This window comes from Acidovorax sp. LjRoot129 (assembly GCF_964253765.1).
Taxonomy (GTDB): Bacteria; Pseudomonadota; Gammaproteobacteria; order Burkholderiales; family Burkholderiaceae_C; genus Acidovorax.
On sequence record NZ_CAXUSE020000001.1, the window covers coordinates 1,832,746 to 1,852,109 of the forward strand.

Genomic DNA, 19,364 nt, shown 5'->3' on the forward strand with positions numbered 1-19,364 from the left:
TAGGCGGGCGGCGCATGCCGCTTGCGCCTCCCCATAACGGCCCCTCGGGGCCGTTTGTCGTTCAGCGCCAACGCAGGCGGCTGGCGCGGGCTCTCCCGCTGGCGCAAGGCTTGTCAGCAGATGTAGCATGGTCGAGCCCTCCGTGGTGGGGGGCCGGGAGTACCGCATGTCGCTGTTCAAGACGCTCAAAGGTCAGATCCTCGCGCTTTCCACGGCCTGCCTGGTCCTGGCGCTTTTGGTGCTGACCATTGCGAATTTCCTGGTCGCGCGCAGCCAGGCCCAGGCAAGCCTGGTCGAAGAGAGCCTCGCCACCGCCAAGAGCCATGTCGAAACCATTGAGGAATGGGGCCGTGCCAAGGCGATGATCGTTGGTGCGTCGGTGGCGGCGTTTGAAGAGCCCGAGCCCGCCAAGACCTTGGCCTTGCTGCGCGATGCGGGCAAGTTCTCGACGGTGTACTTCGGGTTTGCAGACAAGAAGTACGTCTTTTCTGAAACGCGCAACCTTCCGGCCGACTATGACCCGACCGCCCGGCCCTGGTACAAGCAGGCGACGGTGGCGGGCGGCCCGGTCATTACGCCGCCTTATATCTCGGCATCCGACGGCAAGCTGGTGGTGACGTTTGCCTCGCCCGTGGGCACGGGCGCTGCAGTCAAGGGCGTCGCCGCGGGTGACGTGTCGATGGAGTCCGTGGTGGCCACCGTGGCCTCGGTGCGACCCACGCCGCAGAGCTTTGGCTTCATGGCGTCGAGCGACGGAAAAATCATCGCCCACCCCGACGCGGCGCTCACGCTCAAGCCGTTGACCGATCTGGCGCCCGACCTGTCGGCCGACAAGCTGCAGGCGGCGGCCAAGGCCAAGGAGTTGTTGGGCATCGAGATCGGTGGTCGCAAGCGGCTGCTGACCGTCGTGCCCATCGCGGGCACGTCATGGATGCTGGTGGTGGCGCTTGACGAAAGCGAGGCGCTGGCCCCGATCCGCTCCATGCTCACCACCTCCGTGCTGTCGAGCATCGTGGTTTTGGCCATGGCCGTCGCGCTGCTCGCGGCGGTGCTGACCCAGCGGCTGCGGCGCCTGACCCAGGTGCGCGATGCGATGCACGAGGTGGGCGAGGGCGACGGTGACCTGTCGCGCCGCATCGATACCCATGGCCAGGACGAGCTCGCCCAGATCGCGTCAAGCTTCAACAACTTCACCAGCAAGCTCTCGGGCGTGCTCGGCCAGATCCGCGAAGCCAGCGGCTCCGTGCGCGTGGCGGCCGAAGAGATCGCCACCGGCAACCAGGACCTGAGCGGCCGCACCGAGCTCACGGCTTCCAGCCTGCAGCAGACATCGGCGTCGATGCAGCAACTCACTGAAACCGTCCGGCAGAACGCCGACGCGGCCCGCCAGGCCAACCAGCTTGTGGCCCAGGCCTCGAGCGTGGCCCAGCATGGCGGCGCGGTGGTCGGCAACGTCGTGACTACCATGGAGCAGATCAATGCCGCGTCCCGCAAGATCAACGACATCATCGGCGTGATCGACGGCATCGCCTTCCAGACCAACATCCTCGCGCTGAACGCTGCGGTGGAAGCAGCCCGTGCGGGCGAGCAGGGGCGGGGCTTTGCGGTGGTGGCGGGAGAAGTGCGCAGCCTTGCGCAACGCAGCGCCGAGGCCGCGCGCGAGATCAAGACGCTGATCCAGACCTCGGTAGAGCAGGTCGAGAACGGCTCGCGGCTGGTGCACGACGCGGGCACCACCATGACGGACATCGTCACCTCGGTCCAACGCGTCACGGACATCATGGCCGAAATCACGGCGTCGACCAACGAGCAGAGCACCAGCATCGGCGAGGTCGGGCAGGCCGTCGCCCACCTCGACCAGATGACCCAGCAGAACGCTGCGCTGGTGGAGGAAAGCGCTGCCGCGGCGCAAAGCCTCAAGGACCAGTCGGTGCGCCTGTCGGAGGTGGTGGGCACCTTCCGTTTGTCCACGGACGCCGGGCAGTCGGCTCCGCGCTTGGCACCGCCGGGCCATTGAGGGCTAGGCCTGTAGCTGCTGCGCGGGCTGGGGCGCCGTGATAATCGGCCGCCATGTGCTGCTGTCTTTTTAAGCTGGGTTGTGCCCTGCGTTGCTGCTGTTGCGCCCCTGCCGGGCGGGTTCGGAGCCGGGCGTGACCGTGGCATTTGACGCGGCAATCGAGGCCTTCGCGCCCACACTGCCACTGGCAGTCGGCTTGAGCGGCGGCGCTGATTCCACCGCCCTGCTGCTGGCCTGTGCGCGCCGTTGGCCGGGGCAGGTGCGGGCCCTCCATGTGCACCACGGGCTGCAAGCGGCGGCCGACGAGTTCGAGCATCAGTGCGCCAGCCTGTGCCACGACCTGCAGGTGCCGCTGACCGTGCGGCGCCTCGATGCCCGCCCGGCGCCAGGGCAGAGCCCGGAAGATGCGGCCCGGCAGGCAAGATACAAAGCTTTTGATGCCCTAGCGCTTGATACACAAGCACCTATAGCTATCAAATCAATAGCATTGGCGCAGCATGCCGACGACCAGGTCGAAACCGTGCTGCTGGCCTTGTCGCGTGGCGCGGGCGTGGCCGGGTTGGCCGCCATGCCCGCGCGTTGGGAGCGCGCTGGTGTGCAGTGGCACCGGCCCCTGTTGCAGGTGGCTGCAGCCGACGTGCGCCACTGGCTGCGCGCCCAGGGCTGCACCTGGATCGAAGATCCGACCAACACCGACGAGCGCTTCACCCGTAACCGCATCCGGGCCCAGTTGTTGCCGGCGCTGGAAGCCGCCTTCCCGGCGTTTCGCGACACCTTTGCGCGGTCGGCATCGCATGCGGCGCAGGCCGCAGACCTGCTGGAGGAGCTCGCTCGCGAGGATGCCCTGGCCGTCGGCCTGCCGCCGCAGATCGCGCTGCTGCAGCACATCGGCCGCGCGCGGCAAGCCAACGTGCTGCGCTACTGGCTGCGTGCGGACCACCAGACCACGCCCGCAGCGGCGCAGCTGGCGGAGCTTCTGAATCAGGTGGCAGCGTGCACCACGCGCGGCCACCGCATCCACATCAAGGTGGGGCGGGGCTTTGTAGTGCGAAATGGCCCAAAACTCGATTGGTACAATCCAGAGGTTTTGGTCCCCTAATCTGTACGAAAAACGGCGGCGCGCCAAAACAGTCGTTCTCTTCAACAACTGCGCCGTGGCTTCGGATTCGTCACCTCCCCAAAATCCAATGGCATTGATCGTTCACAAATACGGCGGCACCTCGATGGGCTCTCCGGAGCGCATTCGCAACGTTGCCAAGCGCGTGGCCAAGTGGGCCCGCGCAGGCCACCAGATGGTGGTGGTGCCCAGCGCCATGAGTGGCGAAACCAATCGCCTGCTGGCCCTGGCCAAAGAGCTCGCCCCGGCGCGCGCCACGGATGCATACCACCGCGAACTCGACGCACTGGCCGCCACGGGCGAACAGGCATCGTCGGCGCTGCTGGCCATTGCGCTGCAAGCCGAAGGCATGGGCTCGGTGAGCTACGCCGGCTGGCAAGTGCCCATCCGCACCGACAGCAGCTACACCAAGGCCCGCATCGAGTCGATTGACGACCAGCGCGTGCGCGCCGACCTCGCTGATGGCAAGGTCGTGATCGTCACCGGCTTTCAGGGCATCGACGAACACGGCCACATCACCACCTTGGGTCGTGGCGGTTCCGACACCTCGGCCGTGGCCGTGGCAGCGGCCATGAAGGCGGCCGAATGCCTGATCTACACCGACGTGGACGGCGTGTACACCACCGACCCCCGCGTGGTGCCCGAAGCCCGCCGCCTGCTGACGGTGAGCTTCGAAGAAATGCTCGAAATGGCCAGCCTGGGCAGCAAGGTGCTGCAGATCCGCTCGGTCGAGTTCGCAGGCAAATACAAGGTGCCCATGCGCGTGCTTTCGAGCTTTACGCCCTGGGACATCGACATCAACGAAGAAGCCAAGTCCGGCACGCTGATCACTTTTGAGGAAGACGAAAAAATGGAACAAGCCGTCGTATCCGGCATCGCATTCAACCGCGACGAAGCCAAGATCTCCGTGCTGGGCGTGCCCGACAAGCCGGGCATTGCCTACCAAATTCTGGGCGCCGTGGCCGATGCCAACATCGAAGTCGACGTGATCATCCAGAACGTGAGCAAGGACGGCAAGACCGACTTCAGCTTCACCGTGCACCGCAACGACTACGCCCGTACTGTGGAGCTGCTCAAGGAAAAAGTGGTGCCAGCCCTCGGCGCGCAGGAAGTCGTGGGCGACACCAAGATCTGCAAGGTCAGCATCGTCGGCATCGGCATGCGCAGCCACGTCGGCGTGGCCAGCAAGATGTTCCGCACCCTGAGCGAAGAGGGCATCAACATCCAGATGATCTCCACCTCTGAAATCAAGACCTCGGTCGTGATCGACGAGAAGTACGTGGAACTGGCCGTTCGCGCCCTGCACAAGGCCTTCGAGCTGGACCAGGAAGCCGCCTAACCCGCCAGAAGCGGCCCAGAAATGGGGCATAATAGCCGGATTGGAAACGTGACCGAGTGGCCGAAGGTGCTCCCCTGCTAAGGGAGTATGGGGTGTAGAGCCTCATCGAGGGTTCGAATCCCTCCGTTTCCGCCAGATGCAAAAGCCTCAAGTGATTAACAAGTCGCTTGGGGCTTTTCTCTTGGTCCGTGCGGTAGATGCCATCGAGATATCGGTTGTGCGGGTTGTACGTCCTGCTGCGCGCAGCTGCTTGCCTGCCCGGACCTTCATGCTCGACTCACATCGCCAAGGTGGCGGCATACCGAGCCCACGCAGTCGATCCGCGCTCACTCTTCGGCCGATGCGCTCCAGCGATCACCCCAGCCGCGCGAACCCACGCGTTCCATGTCGCGGCGGTCGCGTTTCGTCGGCCGGCCCTCTTGCAGGGCTGCGGCCGGCTCGGGCGCCAGACGGCGTTGCTCTGCCGCTTTTTCACGCGTGGCGATGCTGTCGGCGGTTTCTTCGTAGAGCTGTTGGGCCACGGGTGCAGGCCCGCGCGCGCCGCTCAGGCCGCGCACGAGCACGGTGCGGGCGACGGGCCCCTGGCGCAGCGCCACGGTGTCGCCGCAGCGCAGGTCGCGGGCGGGTTTGGCCAGTTGGCCGTTGACGGTGACGCGGCCCTTGCTGATCTCCTCGGTGGCCAGGCTCCGTGTTTTGTAGAAGCGCGCACACCAAAGCCATTTGTCCAGGCGCATTGTCTCCAAGGTGTTCATGCCGCCGATTGTGCCGCGTGGCCCGCGGGTGCACTGTCAGAAGAGGGCGTGGCCAGTGGCAGGCGCACAACGGCGTCCAGGCCCGCCACGCGGCTGCCGACCAGGCGGTTTGTGAGCACGATGCTGCCGCCGAGCGCCTGCACGATCTCGTGGCAGATGGCCAGTCCCAGGCCGCTGCCCGCCCGCACGTCCCCCGCCGAAAACGGCTGGAAGAGGCGGGTCGCCAGCTCATCGTCAATGCCCGGGCCGTGGTCGCTGATGGTCAGCGCCACATGGTGTCGGTCGGCGCGCAGGTCCACCGTGAGCTCGCTGCCCAGCGGCGCGTGGCGCACGGCGTTGTGCAGGAGGTTGCGGCTCAATTCACGCAGCATCCACTCGTGGGCTTGCACTGCGGCGGCTTCGGTGTGGATGCCAAAGTCGAGGTCGCGCTGGGCGATGAGCGGCGAGATTTCCAGCGCCACGGTGCGCAGCACATCATCGAGCCGCGAAGTGGGCGGAGTGCTCTGCTGGCGCAACTGCTCGACCTTGGCCAGGGCCAGCATCTGGTTGGCCAGTTGCGTGGCGCGGTCGACCGTGTCGCTGATTTCGTGCAGGGCCTGGCGCGGCTCGACATCGCCCCGCAGTGCCGACTGCACCTGCGTCTTGAGTACCGCGAGCGGCGTTCGCAACTGGTGGGAGGCATCGCGCACAAAACGCTTTTGGTGCCGCAGCAGGTGGCGCAGGCGCTGCATGACCTCGTTGGTCGCATCGATCAGCGGCTGCAGTTCGCGCGGTGTGGATGGCGCGGCAATCGGGCTCAGGTCGCCTTCGGTGCGGCCTTGCAGCTGCTGGCTCAGTTGGCGCACGGGGCTCAGCGCGCGCTGCACCACCAGCACCACGGTGAAGGCGATGACGGCAATCAGCAGTGCCTGGCGCAGCAGCGTGTTGCGCAGGATTTGCAGGGCCAGGGTTTCGCGCACTTCCAGCGTCTCGGCCACCTGGATCACGGCCATGGTGCGCCCTTCAGAGCTGGACACCGGCTGCAGCAGGACGGCCACGCGCACATCGCGGTCGCGAAAGCGGGCGTCATAGAAGTCCACCAGCGCCGCATAAGGGGGCCGGTCGGGGATGGTGCCCCGCCACACCGGCAGCTCGTCAAAGCCCGACACCAGCTCGCCGCGCAGGTTGGAGACGCGGTAGAACATCTGGCTCTGGTTGTCGACCTCAAACGCCTCGAGTGCTGAGTACGGCACGGTCGCACGCAATTGCGCGGCGTCGTCATAACCTTTCACATCGAGCTGCTCGCTGATGCTCTTGGCCGACGCCAGCAAGGTGCGGTCATACGCCGTGTGCAGCGAGGCCAGTGTCTGCTCGTACAGGCTCAGGGTGTTGAAGCCGATGAACAGCGCGACCGGCAGCAGGATGCCCAGCAGCAGGCGGCGTCGCAGCGATGGGTGGCGATGCCGGACCGTCGGTTGCGTACTCATGGGTCGGTCCGCAGCAGGTAACCCAGGCCACGCAGCGTCATCAGGGTCAGGCCCGTGCCTGCGAGCTTTTTGCGCAGGCGGTACACCACCACTTCAATGGCTTCGTACTGCACATCAAGCTGGCCCGGGAACACCAGTTCATACAGCCGCTCCTTGGTCACCGCATGGCCCGGCTGGGCCAGCAGGGCGTGCATCAGCGCCAGTTCCCGCGGGGTCAACTCCATGACCTCGCCCTGGAGGTACAGCGCGCCGCTGTCCCTGTCGTAGCGAATCGCGCCGATCTGCACCGTGCTGGGCGCCAGCGCCACGCCAGGCTGCGGGTCGGCGCTGCGCCGCACCAGGGCGCGCAGGCGGGCCTCAAGCTCGTCCAGGTCAAAGGGCTTGGGCAGGTAGTCGTCGGCTCCGGCGTTGAGCCCCATGACGCGGTCGCCCACGGTGCCGCGGGCCGTGAGGATCAGCACGGGCGTGCGAAGGTTTCGCGCACGGGCTTGTTGCAGCACCTGCAGGCCGTCGAGCCCCGGCAAGGTCAGGTCCAGAATGACCGCGTCGGGCTGCCGGGCGGCCCATTGGCTCAGGGCGGATTTGCCGTCCCCTACGGCCGTCACTTCCATGCCGCGGCGGGTCAGTGCGCGGTGCAAGGTGGCCTGCATGGTGGGGTCGTCTTCAACAAGGAGCAGTTGCATGCGCGGCACCATAGCATCGTCTGATTGCGCGCTCCCTATGGGTGTTTTCCCTGAGTCCGTGGACAGCCGTTTGACAGGCAGCGCGCGCATTATCGAAAGGTTCGCAATACCTCAAGGAGACACCATGCGTCGCGATATGTTTCTGAAGTCCCTGGCTGCCATGGCCGCTGCTGGCGTGCTGCCGGTGTCGGCACAGAGCGCCTCTGCCATCAAGATGATGATCCCCGCCAACCCCGGTGGCGGCTGGGACACCACCGGCCGGGCGCTGGGCAAGGCCATGACGGATGCAGGCGTCGCGTCGTCGGTGTCCTATGACAACAAGGGCGGCGCTGCTGGCGCCATTGGCCTGGCGCAGTTCGTCAACGCCAGCAAAGGCGACCCGAACGCTCTGATGGTGATGGGCGCGGTCATGCTGGGCGGCATCATCACGGGCAAGCCGCCCGTGGGCCTGGACAAGGTCACGCCCCTGGCGCGTCTGACCAGCGAATACAACGTGTTCGTGTTGCCTGCCAACTCGCCTTTCAAGTCCATGAAGGACGTGGTCGACCAGCTCAAGAAGGACCCCGGCAGCGTGAAGTGGGGCGGCGGTTCGCGTGGCTCCACTGAGCACATTGCCGCCGCCATGATTGCCCGCGAAGTGGGCGTGGACCCCGCCAAGATCAACTATGTGGCTTTCCGTGGGGGCGGTGAGGCCACCGCTGCCATCCTGGGCGGTAATGTCACCGTGGGCGGCAGCGGCTACAGCGAGTTTGCCGAGTACATCACCTCGGGCAAGATGCGCGCAGTGGGCGTCACCTCGGGCTCGCGCCTGAAAGGTGTGAATGTGCCCACGCTCAAGGAGCAGGGCATCAACGTGGAGATCGGCAACTGGCGCGGCGTGTACGGCGCCCCCGGCATCACGCCCGAGCAGCGCAAGGCGTTGATCGACGCGCTGGCCAAGACCTACAAGCACAAGGCCTGGCAGGACGTGATGGAGAAGAACGGCTGGACCCCCGCGTGGATGGCCGGCGACGAGTTCTCCAACTTTGTGGATTCCGAGTTCGCCAGCATGCGTGCCACCATGGCCAAGTCTGGAATGATCTGATCGGAAGCGAGATAGCTAGGTAACACATGGGCTGCGTGCCCCCGGCAAGGGGGGCCGCGGCCTTGTTGCCTACCGCTCGGTGCGAAGGAAAAAAACATGACACAACAACATTCATCGCGCTCCAAGCCCTTGCAGACCCTGATAGGAGGGGGCTTGGTGGTGCTTGCGCTGTTTCTGGCCTGGGGCGCCAGTTCGGTCAGCTCGGACGCCGGATACGGCGGCGTGGGCCCCAATTTCTTCCCGTGGGTGGTCAGCATTGCCTTGCTGATCTGTGGCGTGCTTTGTATGGTGCACGCGCTGACCGGCGGCTTTCGTGCGCTGGAGGAAGGCTCGGGCGACGAGCGCGCCCACTGGAAGGGTTTCATCTGGGTCTCAGCCGGGCTGCTGCTCAACGCCTTGCTGATCACCACGCTGGGCTTCATCCTGAGCTGCACCCTGTGCTTCGTGCTCTCGGTGCGCGGCTTCAAGAGTTCCGAAGGCGGGCTGGACCTGCGGCTGCAGGCCTGGATCAAGGATTCCGCCATCGGTGTGGCCGTGGCCGCCCCGGTCTTCTGGATGTTCACCAAACTGCTGGCCATCAACCTGCCCGGCCTGACCAACACGGGATGGCTATGAGAGCTTGTTCGAAGTCTTTTCATGGGGTCCGCATGACAGCCAACGGTCACGATCTAGGCGCCCACCGCAGCCCATGCTGGCGGCCTGGGCAAGGTGGGCAACGACGAGCGTGGCCGTTGGCTGCCATGCCCTTAGGGTTGCCCCGCAAAGGCAGCGTCTGCGGCGTTGCCCATCCTCGCCGCACATCGGTGCGGCTTGCGGTGGGCGCCTTGCATCCACTGCCTTTGCGGGGCAACGGACCCCATGAAAAGACTTCGAACAAGCTCTAAGGCCTGCACGCTATGGAAACACTCAATCTTCTGATGCAGGGGTTTGCCACCGCTGCCACTCCCATCAATCTGATGTGGGCCTTTGTAGGCTGCATCATCGGCACCGCCGTCGGCGTGTTGCCTGGCATCGGTCCGGCCGTCGCAGTGGCCATGCTGCTGCCCATTACCGTGAAGGTCGAGGCCACCGCGTCGATGATCTTCTTTGCCGGCATCTACTACGGCGCCATGTACGGCGGCTCCACCACTTCTATCCTGCTCAACACCCCGGGTGAGGCCGGGTCCATGGTGACGGCCATGGAGGGCAACAAGATGGCCAAGAACGGCCGTGCCGGCGCGGCGCTGGCAACGGCGGCCATCGGCTCGTTCGTGGCGGGCACGATTGCCACGGTGCTGGTCACTTTCTTTGCGCCGCTGGTGGCCGAATACGCCGTGCGCCTGGGCCCGCCTGAATATTTCATGCTGATGGTGCTGGCCTTTACCACTGTGAGCGCGGTGCTGGGCAAGAGCACGCTGCGTGGCATGGTGGCGCTGTTTGTGGGTTTGGCCATGGGCCTCATTGGCATCGACCAGATCTCGGGCCAGGCGCGCTACACCGGCGGCGTGCCGGAGTTCATGGACGGCATCGAAGTGGTGCTGATCGCCGTGGGCCTGTTTGCCGTGGGCGAAGCCTTGTACAACGTGATGTACGAAGGCAAGTCCGACGAGACGCAAAACCGCCTGACGAGCACGCACATGACCAAGGAGGAGTGGAAGCGCTCCTGGCCGGCCTGGCTGCGTGCCACGTTCATTGGCTTTCCGTTCGGCACTATTCCCGCGGGCGGCAGCGAGATTCCTACCTTCTTGAGCTACGCAGCAGAAAAGAAGCTGAGCAAGAACAAGGAAGAGTTCGGCACCACCGGTGCGATCGAAGGCGTGGCGGGCCCCGAGGCCGCCAACAACGCAGCCATCACAGCCACGCTGATCCCGCTGCTCACGCTGGGCATTCCTACGTCCAACACCACCGCCATCCTGCTCGGTGCATTCCAGAACTACGGCATCCAACCGGGTCCGCAGCTGTTTGACACCAATGGTGGCCTGGTGTGGGCGTTGATCGCGTCCATGTACATCGGCAACGTGATGCTGCTCATCCTGAACCTGCCTCTGGTGGGCCTGTGGGTGAAGCTGCTCAAGATTCCCAAGTCCTATCTGTACGCCGGCATCCTGGTGTTTTCGACCCTGGGTGTGTACGGCATGCGCCAAAGCGCGTTTGACCTGGTGCTGCTGTACGCGATTGGCCTCTTGGGTGTGGTGATGCGGCGCTATGACTTCCCGGCCGCGCCCGTGGTCGTGGGCATGATCCTCGGGCCTCTTGCCGAGGCCCAAATGCGCAATGCGGTGTCGATCGGCGAAGGCAAGTGGACGATTTTCCTGGAGCGTCCGGGCTCGCTGACACTGATCATTGTCGTGCTGGCCGTGCTCATCGTGCCGCGCCTGCTGCGCCGCTGGACTGCCCGCAAAATGGCATCGGCACAGGCACAGCCGCAATCCTGACGCAGGCCCCGCCCCAAGAAAAAAACCGCGCCTCCCAGCGCGGTTTTTTTCGTTTTTCAGCAGCGTTGAGTTGCAAGCCAGGCACCCAAGGCCCTGACGTTCTTGGATCCCCTCCCCACCAGGAAGCTTGCTCAACAAGGGCGCGATTCTACCATAAAATGCGAATCATTCTTATTTGCAAGGATGGTGCATGCATTCACTTCCGCAGGAGTTTCTGGCCGTGTGCCGCCAACTGGGCGAAGCGCAGCAGCGCTGCAGCGCCACCCTGGCTGCACAGGCCCGGCAGATCGAGGCCTTGACCGCCGAGATCGTGCGCCTGCGCGGCGCGATCGTGCTGCGCGACACCCGCCTGGGCCTGGCGCGCGAAGAGCTGGAGCAACTCAAGGCCGCGACCCCCGGGCTGCCCCGTCGCAAGGCCATGGCGCGGCACATAGGTGTGTTGGCCGAGCGCATTGCCACCCTGTCTCGGGAGCGCCTGCGTTGGCGGCACGTGGGCCCATCGGACAAGGGCGGCGCTTGCACGCCGGACGGCGCCGTGGAGGAGGGCGCCCTAGCGGGTGATCTCGCAGGCCGACCGACGCCGACGCCGACGCCGACGCCGTCTGACCTGCATCTGCCAACCCGCGCGGCCGTCCCCCCAACACCGGTAGACACTGCGCTCGACGCCCATCTGGCCGCCGCCGACCTCGTGATCTGCCAGACCGGCTGCATCAGCCACGACCAGTACTGGCGCGTGCAGGACCACTGCCGCCGCACCGGCAAACCCTGCATCCTGGTGGACCAACCCCTGGCTGCGCGCGAGGCCGAAGTGTGGGCCACCCTCCGGCCGCAGGTGCAGCTGCAGATGAAGCCGCCCCAGCGATCCCAAGGTGTCGAGTCCGAGTCGGCTCACCCATGGTTCTGAATAAAAATAGGCTCTAGCGCTTGATTGATAAGGCTTTATTGCTATTAATAAGATAGCAAATGTCCTGGGCGCCACGCCCGCTTACCACCATGCCCGCACCGCCTCGCGCTGCGCCGCCGCGCTACCATCCGCGAATGCCCTTGCTCACCGACGATGCCCCCGCCCTGCCGCTGGACGCCCAGGGCATCCTCGAGTTGGCGGCGCGGTCCATGTTCCAGCTGTTCTCCAGCGTCAGCCAGGGCATGTTCCTGGTAGACCGCAGCGGGCGCATCGTGTGGGTCAACGAGGGCTATCAGCGCTTTCTGCCCGACCTCGGTTTTTCTTCCGTGGACCAGTTCGTCGGGCGCACGGTCGAAGAGGTGATCCCTAACACGCAAATGCGCCGCGTGCTGGAGACCGGCCAGCCCGTGCTAATCGACCTGCTCACCAACAAGGCCGGCACCTTCGTGGTCAGCCGCATCCCGCTGCGCGACGACGCCGACCGCGTGATTGGCGCCATCGGCATCGTGCTGTTCGACCACCCCGAGACCACGCTGCAGCCGCTGATCAGCAAGTTCGCGCTATTGCAGCGCGACCTGGACGACGCGCGCCGCGAGCTGGCCAGCCAGCGCCGGCGCAGCCTGGTGGTGACGGGCGATGGGGAGCGGCGCTCCAAGTACACCTTTGCCAGTTTTATCGGGTCGAGCCCCGCCGCCGCCGAGGTCAAGCGCCAGGCGCGGCGTGCGGCGCAGTCCAGCAGCCCGGTCCTGCTGCTGGGCGAAACCGGCACGGGCAAGGAGCTTTTGGCCCACGCCATCCACGCGGCATCGAGCCGGGCGGGCGGTCCGTTTGTCAGCGTCAACATCGCCGCCGTGCCCGACACGCTGCTCGAGGCCGAGTTCTTCGGCGTGGCGCCCGGTGCCTACACCGGTGCATCGGCCAAAGGGCGCGACGGCAAGTTCAAGCTGGCCGACGGCGGCACGCTGTTCCTCGACGAAATCGGCGACATGCCACAGAGCCTGCAGGCCAAGCTGCTGCGTGCGCTGCAAGAGGGAGAGATCGAACCCCTGGGCTCCAACAAGCTCGTGCCCTTCAACGTGCGCATCCTGGCCGCCACATCGCGCGACCTGGCCGCGCTGGTGCGCGAAGGCAAGTTCCGCGAAGACCTGTTCTACCGCCTCCATGTGCTGCCGGTACGCGTGCCGCCCCTGCGCGTGCGGCGCAGCGACATCCCTGCATTGGTCGAAGCGTTGGGCGAGGACCTGGCCCTGCGCAACGGCACCCCGCCGCCCGAACTGTTGCCCGAGGCGCTGGCGCTGCTGGCCGGCCAGCCCTGGCGCGGCAACATCCGGGAGCTGCGCAACGTGCTCGAGCAGGCCGTGATGCGCTCGGATTCCCAGTCCATCGACGCCGCGCAGCTCGAACGCATCCTGCGCGAGGCGGGCGTGGAGCCCGCCGCGCCGGCGCCTGTGCAAGACGCGCCGTTGGTCTCCGAGGCGGACGATGAGAGCCGCTACCTGCGTCCGCTGGCCGAGCAAGTGGCAGAGCTTGAGCGGCGTGCCATCGCGGCCGCCATGAAAGCGCACAGCGGCAACAAGCTGGCCACCGCGCGGCAGCTCGGAATTTCACGTGCCACGCTCTATGGACGCCTGGAAAACCCTGAATAAATTTCAGTCAATTGTCTGAATGTTGGGCAATTAAGTTGTATGAATTTCAGGCGGTGTCGCTCAGGTGTCAGCTTGAAAGCCATACGAATCAATAGTTTGCGCGTTGGCACGAAGCGTGCAATGTTGAGGCATCACTACAAGGAGACATCGCCATGCATCGTCGCACTCTGGTCGCACTCGCCGCCGCTGCCGTTACCGCCGCCACGATTTCCGCCCCCGCGTTTGCCCAGTCGTCTGGCGAGATCCGCATCGCCCATATCTACAGCAAGACAGGCCCGCTGGAGGCCTACGGCAAGCAGACCCAGACCGGCCTGCTGATGGGCCTGAACTACGCGACTGGCGGCAGCATGACGGTCAATGGCAAGAAGCTCGTCGTGATCGAGAAGGACGACCAGGGCAAGCCCGACCTGGGCAAGAGCCTGTTGGCCGCGGCCTACTCCGACGACAAGGCGGACATTGCTGTAGGCCCGACATCCTCGGGCGTCGCGCTGGCGTTGCTGCCCGTGGCCGAGGAATACAAAAAGATCCTGCTAGTGGAGCCCGCCGTGGCCGATGCGATCACCGGCGACAAGTGGAACAAGTACATCTTTCGCACCGGCCGCAACAGCAGCCAGGACGCCATCTCCAACGCTGTAGCCATCGACAAGGCCGGCGTGACCGTGGCCACGCTGGCGCAGGACTATGCCTTCGGCCGTGACGGCGTGAAGGCCTTCAAGGACGCGCTCAAGAACGCCAAGCTGGTGCACGAGGAATACCTGCCCACCACCACCACCGACTTCACTGCCGGTGCGCAGCGCCTGATCGACAAGCTCAAGGACGTGCCCGGCCGCAAGGTCATCTTCATCATCTGGGCCGGCGCGGGCAACCCCTTCAAGATCGCCGACATGGATCTGAAGCGCTACAACATCGAGATCGCCACCGGCGGCAACATCCTGCCCGCTATGGCCGCGTACAAGAACTTCCCCGGCATGGAAGGCGCCACCTACTATTACTTCGGCATTCCCAAGAACCCAGTGAACGAAGCGCTGGTGGCGGCGCACTACAAGGAGTTCAAGACCCCGCCCGACTTCTTCACCGCCGGTGGTTTCAGCTCCGCCATGGCGCTGGTCACGGCGCTCAAGGCCACGGGGGGCGACACCAACACCAACAAGCTCATCAAGACCATGGAAGGCATGAGCTTCGAGACGCCCAAGGGCAAGATGACCTTCCGCAAGGAAGACCACCAGGCCATGCAAAGCATGTACCACTTCAAGATCAAGGTGGACCCGGCCTTCGCCTGGGGCGTGCCTGAGCTGGTGCGCGAGATCAAGCCTGAAGAAATGAACGTGCCGATTCGCAACAAACGTTAAGCGATAGGCGTAGCAACCAAACACGGTTGGCGTGGCCTGGCGTGCGGCACCCACAGTGCAGCGCGCCGGGGTTCATCCCGCAGGGGCGGCCGCCCCTTTTTTTCCAGTGAATTGATGCATGAACCCCCGGGTCTACACGGGGGCTGGGTCAGACTTTCTCAAAATTATTTGGAGACAAGACAACATGGCTTTCAATTTCATCCGGGCGGCCGCAGCAGGAGCTGCCATCGCGCTGTGCGCAGTCGGCAGCGCATCGGCTGCCGTCAATCTCCCCGCACTCAAGATCGACAAGACACAGACCACCGTGTCAGGCCTTTCGGCCGGCGGCTTCATGGCTGTGCAGTTGCACGTGGCGTACTCCGCCACCTTTGCCAAGGGCGCGGGCGTGGTTGCGGGCGGGCCGTTCTACTGCGCCGAAGGCTCCATCGTCAACGCCACCGGGCGCTGCATGGCCAGCCCCGCGGGCATCCCCACCAGCACCCTGGTGAACACCACCAACACCTGGGCGAGCCAGGGCGTCATCGACCCTGTGGCCAACCTGCAGAACTCCAAGGTCTACCTGTTCTCGGGCACCCTGGACAGCGTGGTCAAGCCCGGTGTGATGGACGCGCTGCGCACCTACTACAACAGCTTCGTGCCGGCCGCCAACGTGGTCTACAAGAAGGACATCGCGGCCGAACACGCCATGGTCACCGACGACTACGGCAACGGCTGCTCCACCAAGGGCGCGCCCTACATCAGCGACTGCAACTTCGACCTGGCCGGCGCCATGCTGCAGCACCTGTATGGCACCTTGAGCCCGCGCAGCACCGCTGCGCTGCCCGCGGGCAACTACGTCGAGTTCAACCAGGGCCAGTTCATCACCAACCACGGCATGGCCACCACTGGCTGGGCCTACATTCCCCAGGCCTGCCAGGCCGGCGGCACCGCCACCTGCAAGCTGCACGTGGTGCTGCATGGCTGCAAGCAAAACATCAGCGATGTGCAGCAGCAGTACGTGCGCAACACCGGCTACAACCGCTGGGCCGAGACCAACAACATCGTGATGCTGTACCCGCAAACCAGCACCGCAGCCACCAACAGCTGCTTTGACTGGTGGGGCTACGACAACGCCAACTACGCCAAGAAGTCCGGTCCACAGATGGTCGCCATCAAGGCCATGGTGGACCAGGTCTCCAGCGGGGGCGGCACCAACCCGCCGGTGGGCCTGCCTGCCCCCACGGGCGTGAGCACCTCGGGCGCTACCGCCAACAGCATGGTGGTCGGCTGGGGCAGCGTCTCGGGCGCTGCCAGCTACAACGTGTACCGCAACGCCAACAAGGTCAACGCCCTGCCGGTGACCAGCACCAGCTACACCGACACCGGCCTGGCTGCCTCCACCACCTACAGCTGGACGGTGCGTGCCGCCGATACCAACGGCGCTGAGGGCGCGACATCGGCCGCCGCGTCGGGCACCACGCTGGCCGCCCCCGGCGGCGGAGCCACTTGCACCACCGCCAGCAACTACGCCCACACCATGGCAGGCCGTGCCTACGTGGCTGGCGGCTACACCTTTGCGCTGGGCTCCAACCAGAGCATGGGGCTGTGGAACATCTTCGTGAACAACACGCTGAAGCAGACATCTCCGAACTACTACGTCATCGGCAGCTGCCCTTGATCGCTCGGGCATGCAACGCGACAGAGAATGAATTGAAATGAAGTAAACGCTTGGCGCCTTGCCTGCAGGGCAGGGGGCCAAGCCCAGAGATCCAGAGCGCCTCACAAAGCTCAGCGCAGCGGTTTGGGCTAGGCGCTGCGCCGCAGGCAGTACGCAAGTACGACAAGGCGCAGCAACGACGCCCAAAGAGCTTTTGAGACGCTCTAAAAGAGAGAACAAAGACCGTGAAAGTGAAGCACTACCCATGAGCACCTTGTCCACCAAGGACTTGACCATCCGCTTCGGCGGCCACGTGGCGGTCAACGCCGTGACCTGCTCTTTTGAGCCCGGCACGCTGACCGCCATCGTGGGCCCCAACGGCGCGGGCAAGACCACGTACTTCAACCTCATCTCGGGGCAGCTGCGCGCCTCGGCGGGCAGCGTCACGCTGGGTGGGCGGGAACTCACCGGGCAATCGGTCTCGGCACGCACCCATGCGGGCCTGGGCCGGGCGTTTCAGCTCACCAACCTGTTCCCCAACCTCAGCGTGCTGGAGAACGTGCGCCTGGCCGTGCAGGCCACGCGCGAGGGCAAGCACCGCCGGGGTCTGAACCTCTGGAGCATCTGGAGCGACCACCGCGACCTGATGGACCGCGCCCGCGCCATCCTGCAGGCCGTGGCCATGCTCGACCGCCAGGACACGCCGGTGGCCAGCCTGCCGCACGGCGACCAGCGCAAGCTTGAGGTGGCGCTGCTCATGGCGCTGGAGCCGCAGGTCTACATGTTCGACGAGCCCACCGCCGGCATGAGCCACGACGAGGCGCCCGTGATCCTGAACCTGATCCGCGAACTCAAGAAGGACAAGACCAAGATCATCCTGCTGGTGGAGCACAAGATGGACGTGGTGCGCGAGCTGGCCGACCGCATCATCGTGCTGACCAACGGCACGCTGGTGGCCGACGGCCCGCCGGCCGAGGTGATCGCATCGCCCGTGGTGCAAGAGGCCTACCTCGGCGTTGTCAAAGAACCCGGGAAGGAGGCGGCAGCATGACCATCACCACAGCCACCACCAGCGCCGCAGCAACGACCGCGACTGCAAGCACAGCGACACACGCGGCTGCTCCCTCCAACCTGCTCGAACTCAAAGGCGTACACACCCACATCGGGGCGTACCACATCCTGCACGGCGTAGATCTGGCGGTGCCCAAGGCGCAGCTCACCATGCTGCTCGGCCGCAACGGCGCCGGCAAGACGACCACGCTGCGCACCATCATGGGCCTGTGGCATGCGTCCAAGGGTTCGGTCCACTTTGCGGGCAAAGACATCACTGCAATGAACACCCCGCAGATCGCGGGCATGAACATCGCCTATGTGCCCGAGAACATGGGCATCTTCTCGGACCTGACCGTGAAGGAAAACATGCTGCTGGCCGCCCGTGGCGCGAAGAATGCAGCGCAGATGGACAGCGCGCGGCTCGAATGGATCTTCCGCTTGTTCCCTGCGGTAGAGAAGTTCTGGAACCACCCGGCCGGCAAGCTCAGCGGCGGGCAAAAGCAGATGGTGGCCGTGAGCCGCGCCATCGTCGAGCCGCGCGATCTGCTCATCGTGGACGAGCCCAGCAAGGGCCTCGCGCCCGCAATCATCAACAACATGATCGAGGCGTTCGACCAGCTCAAGAAAAGCGGCGTGACGATCCTGCTCGTCGAGCAGAACATCAACTTTGCGAAGCGGCTCGGCGACACCGTGGCCGTGATGGACAACGGCAAGGTGGTGCATGCGGGCAGCATGGCCGCGCTGGCCGAGGACGAGGCATTGCAGCGGTCGCTGCTGGGGTTGGCACTATGAGTTTTGCATCAAATTTCAAGCCTTTTTGGGCCACAGCGCTTATTTATAAAGCGCTTATAGCTATCAAATGCATAGCACCAGCGCCGATGGCATCTGCAGCGACGCCACTGCAAGGAGGCCGGGAATGAACATCACCCGCGACTTCGACTGGAAGCCCCTGGCACTGGTGCCGGCGCTTGCGCTGGTGGTGCTGCCCTTCATCGGCTCGCCCAGCACCTGGCTCACGCTCACGGTGGCGGGCCTGGCCATGGGCATGATCGTTTTCATCATCGCCTCGGGCCTCACGCTGGTGTTTGGCCTCATGGACGTGCTGAACTTCGGCCACGGTGTGTTCATCGCGCTCGGTGCCTTTGTGGCCACCAGCGTGCTGGGTGCCATGGGCGACTACACCCAAAGCGCCGACCTGTGGCGCAACATGCTGGCCGTGCTGCCCGCCATGCTGGTGGCCATGGCGGTGGCGGGCGCCGTGGGCCTGGCGTTCGAGCGTTTCATCGTGCGGCCCGTGTACGGCCAGCACTTGAAGCAGATCCTCATCACCATGGGCGGGATGATCATTGGCGAGGAGCTCATCAAGGTCATCTGGGGCCCCGCGCAGATCCCGCTGCCGCTGCCTGAAGGCATGCGCGGCTCGCTGCTGGTGGGCGACGCTGCCATTGAGAAATACCGCCTGGTGGCAGTGGCCGTCGGCCTGCTGGTGTTTGGTGTGCTGGCCTGGACGCTCTCGCGCACCAAGGTCGGCCTCTTGATCCGTGCCGGCGTGCAAGACCGCGAGATGGTCGAGTCCCTGGGCTACCGCATCCGCCGCCTGTTTGTCGGCGTGTTTGTGGTGGGCTCGGCCCTGGCAGGCCTGGGTGGCGTGATGTGGGGCCTGTACCAGCAAAACGTGGTGCCGCAGATGGGCGCACAGGTCAACGTGCTGATCTTCATCGTGATCATCATCGGCGGCCTGGGCAGCACGGGCGGGGCGCTCATCGGCGCGCTGCTGGTGGGCCTGATGGCCAACTACACCGGCTTTCTGGCGCCCAAGGTGGCGCTGTTCTCCAACATCGCGTTGATGGTGGCGATCCTGCTCTGGCGTCCCCAGGGCGTCTATCCGGTCGCGAACCGCTGAA

16 protein-coding genes and 1 tRNA gene are annotated in these 19,364 nt (G+C 65.1%); 14 read left to right on the forward strand and 3 right to left on the reverse strand.

Annotation, left to right across the window (positions count from 1 at the left end):
* The first annotated feature begins 166 nt into the window (after nt 1-166).
* The 4 genes from ACSQ3Q_RS08415 to ACSQ3Q_RS08430 all read left to right on the forward strand — a co-directional run bounded on the left by ACSQ3Q_RS08415 (nt 167) and on the right by ACSQ3Q_RS08430 (nt 4,608).
* Nucleotides 167-2,017 (forward strand): methyl-accepting chemotaxis protein, encoded by a 1,851-nt coding sequence (locus tag ACSQ3Q_RS08415; RefSeq protein ID WP_436136966.1) that lies wholly within the window; start codon nt 167-169, stop codon nt 2,015-2,017.
* 133 nt (nt 2,018-2,150) lie between these two features.
* On the forward strand, nt 2,151-3,116 hold the full coding sequence (gene tilS / locus ACSQ3Q_RS08420; protein WP_436133946.1) for a tRNA lysidine(34) synthetase TilS: 966 nt from the start codon (nt 2,151-2,153) through the stop codon (nt 3,114-3,116).
* A gap of 88 nt (nt 3,117-3,204) precedes the next feature.
* Complete coding sequence (locus tag ACSQ3Q_RS08425; protein WP_436133947.1) at nt 3,205-4,473, forward strand: aspartate kinase; 1,269 nt, start codon at nt 3,205-3,207, stop codon at nt 4,471-4,473.
* Nucleotides 4,474-4,515: 42 nt separating this feature from the next.
* Nucleotides 4,516-4,608, forward strand: a tRNA-Ser gene (locus ACSQ3Q_RS08430).
* Nucleotides 4,609-4,799: 191 nt separating this feature from the next.
* On the opposite strand, the gene ACSQ3Q_RS08435 is transcribed toward ACSQ3Q_RS08430, so the two are convergent.
* The 3 genes from ACSQ3Q_RS08435 to ACSQ3Q_RS08445 are packed head-to-tail and all read right to left on the reverse strand — an operon-like array spanning nt 4,800 to nt 7,374.
* Nucleotides 4,800-5,225, reverse strand: coding sequence for an RNA-binding S4 domain-containing protein (locus tag ACSQ3Q_RS08435; RefSeq protein WP_436133948.1), 426 nt, complete (start codon nt 5,223-5,225; stop codon nt 4,800-4,802).
* Nucleotides 5,222-6,691 (reverse strand): sensor histidine kinase, encoded by a 1,470-nt coding sequence (locus ACSQ3Q_RS08440; protein WP_436133949.1) that lies wholly within the window; start codon nt 6,689-6,691, stop codon nt 5,222-5,224. Before ACSQ3Q_RS08440 ends, ACSQ3Q_RS08435 begins: the two co-directional genes overlap by 4 nt.
* Nucleotides 6,688-7,374 carry a response regulator transcription factor gene (locus ACSQ3Q_RS08445; RefSeq protein ID WP_436133950.1) on the reverse strand — a complete coding sequence of 229 codons (687 nt, stop codon included), beginning with the start codon at nt 7,372-7,374 and terminating at the stop codon, nt 6,688-6,690. Before ACSQ3Q_RS08445 ends, ACSQ3Q_RS08440 begins: the two co-directional genes overlap by 4 nt.
* A gap of 124 nt (nt 7,375-7,498) precedes the next feature.
* On the opposite strand from ACSQ3Q_RS08445, the gene ACSQ3Q_RS08450 reads away from it, so the two are divergent.
* The 10 genes from ACSQ3Q_RS08450 to ACSQ3Q_RS08495 all read left to right on the forward strand — a co-directional run bounded on the left by ACSQ3Q_RS08450 (nt 7,499) and on the right by ACSQ3Q_RS08495 (nt 19,363).
* Nucleotides 7,499-8,458: a Bug family tripartite tricarboxylate transporter substrate binding protein gene (locus ACSQ3Q_RS08450; RefSeq protein WP_436133951.1), complete on the forward strand. Its 960-nt coding sequence runs from the start codon at nt 7,499-7,501 to the stop codon at nt 8,456-8,458.
* 96 nt (nt 8,459-8,554) lie between these two features.
* On the forward strand, nt 8,555-9,073 hold the full coding sequence (locus tag ACSQ3Q_RS08455; RefSeq protein WP_436133952.1) for a tripartite tricarboxylate transporter TctB family protein: 519 nt from the start codon (nt 8,555-8,557) through the stop codon (nt 9,071-9,073).
* Nucleotides 9,074-9,354: 281 nt separating this feature from the next.
* Entirely contained in the window at nt 9,355-10,872 is a 1,518-nt protein-coding gene (locus ACSQ3Q_RS08460; protein ID WP_436133953.1) for a tripartite tricarboxylate transporter permease, read from the forward strand.
* Nucleotides 10,873-11,062: 190 nt separating this feature from the next.
* On the forward strand, nt 11,063-11,776 hold the full coding sequence (locus ACSQ3Q_RS08465) for a DUF2325 domain-containing protein (protein ID WP_436133954.1): 714 nt from the start codon (nt 11,063-11,065) through the stop codon (nt 11,774-11,776).
* Between the two features lie 134 nt (nt 11,777-11,910).
* Nucleotides 11,911-13,422, forward strand: coding sequence for a sigma-54 interaction domain-containing protein (locus tag ACSQ3Q_RS08470; RefSeq protein ID WP_436133955.1), 1,512 nt, complete (start codon nt 11,911-11,913; stop codon nt 13,420-13,422).
* A gap of 152 nt (nt 13,423-13,574) precedes the next feature.
* Complete coding sequence (locus ACSQ3Q_RS08475) at nt 13,575-14,771, forward strand: substrate-binding domain-containing protein (RefSeq protein ID WP_436133956.1); 1,197 nt, start codon at nt 13,575-13,577, stop codon at nt 14,769-14,771.
* A 184-nt stretch (nt 14,772-14,955) separates the two neighbouring features.
* Nucleotides 14,956-16,428, forward strand: a complete 1,473-nt coding sequence (locus tag ACSQ3Q_RS08480) for an extracellular catalytic domain type 2 short-chain-length polyhydroxyalkanoate depolymerase (protein ID WP_436133957.1) — start codon at nt 14,956-14,958, stop codon at nt 16,426-16,428.
* Between the two features lie 244 nt (nt 16,429-16,672).
* Complete coding sequence (locus tag ACSQ3Q_RS08485; protein WP_436133958.1) at nt 16,673-17,458, forward strand: ABC transporter ATP-binding protein; 786 nt, start codon at nt 16,673-16,675, stop codon at nt 17,456-17,458.
* Nucleotides 17,455-18,252 carry an ABC transporter ATP-binding protein gene (locus ACSQ3Q_RS08490; RefSeq protein WP_436133959.1) on the forward strand — a complete coding sequence of 266 codons (798 nt, stop codon included), beginning with the start codon at nt 17,455-17,457 and terminating at the stop codon, nt 18,250-18,252. The genes ACSQ3Q_RS08485 and ACSQ3Q_RS08490 overlap by 4 nt, the downstream gene beginning before the upstream one ends.
* 124 nt (nt 18,253-18,376) lie before the next feature.
* On the forward strand, nt 18,377-19,363 hold the full coding sequence (locus ACSQ3Q_RS08495; RefSeq protein WP_436133960.1) for a branched-chain amino acid ABC transporter permease: 987 nt from the start codon (nt 18,377-18,379) through the stop codon (nt 19,361-19,363).
* The last annotated feature ends 1 nt before the right edge of the window (nt 19,364 follow it).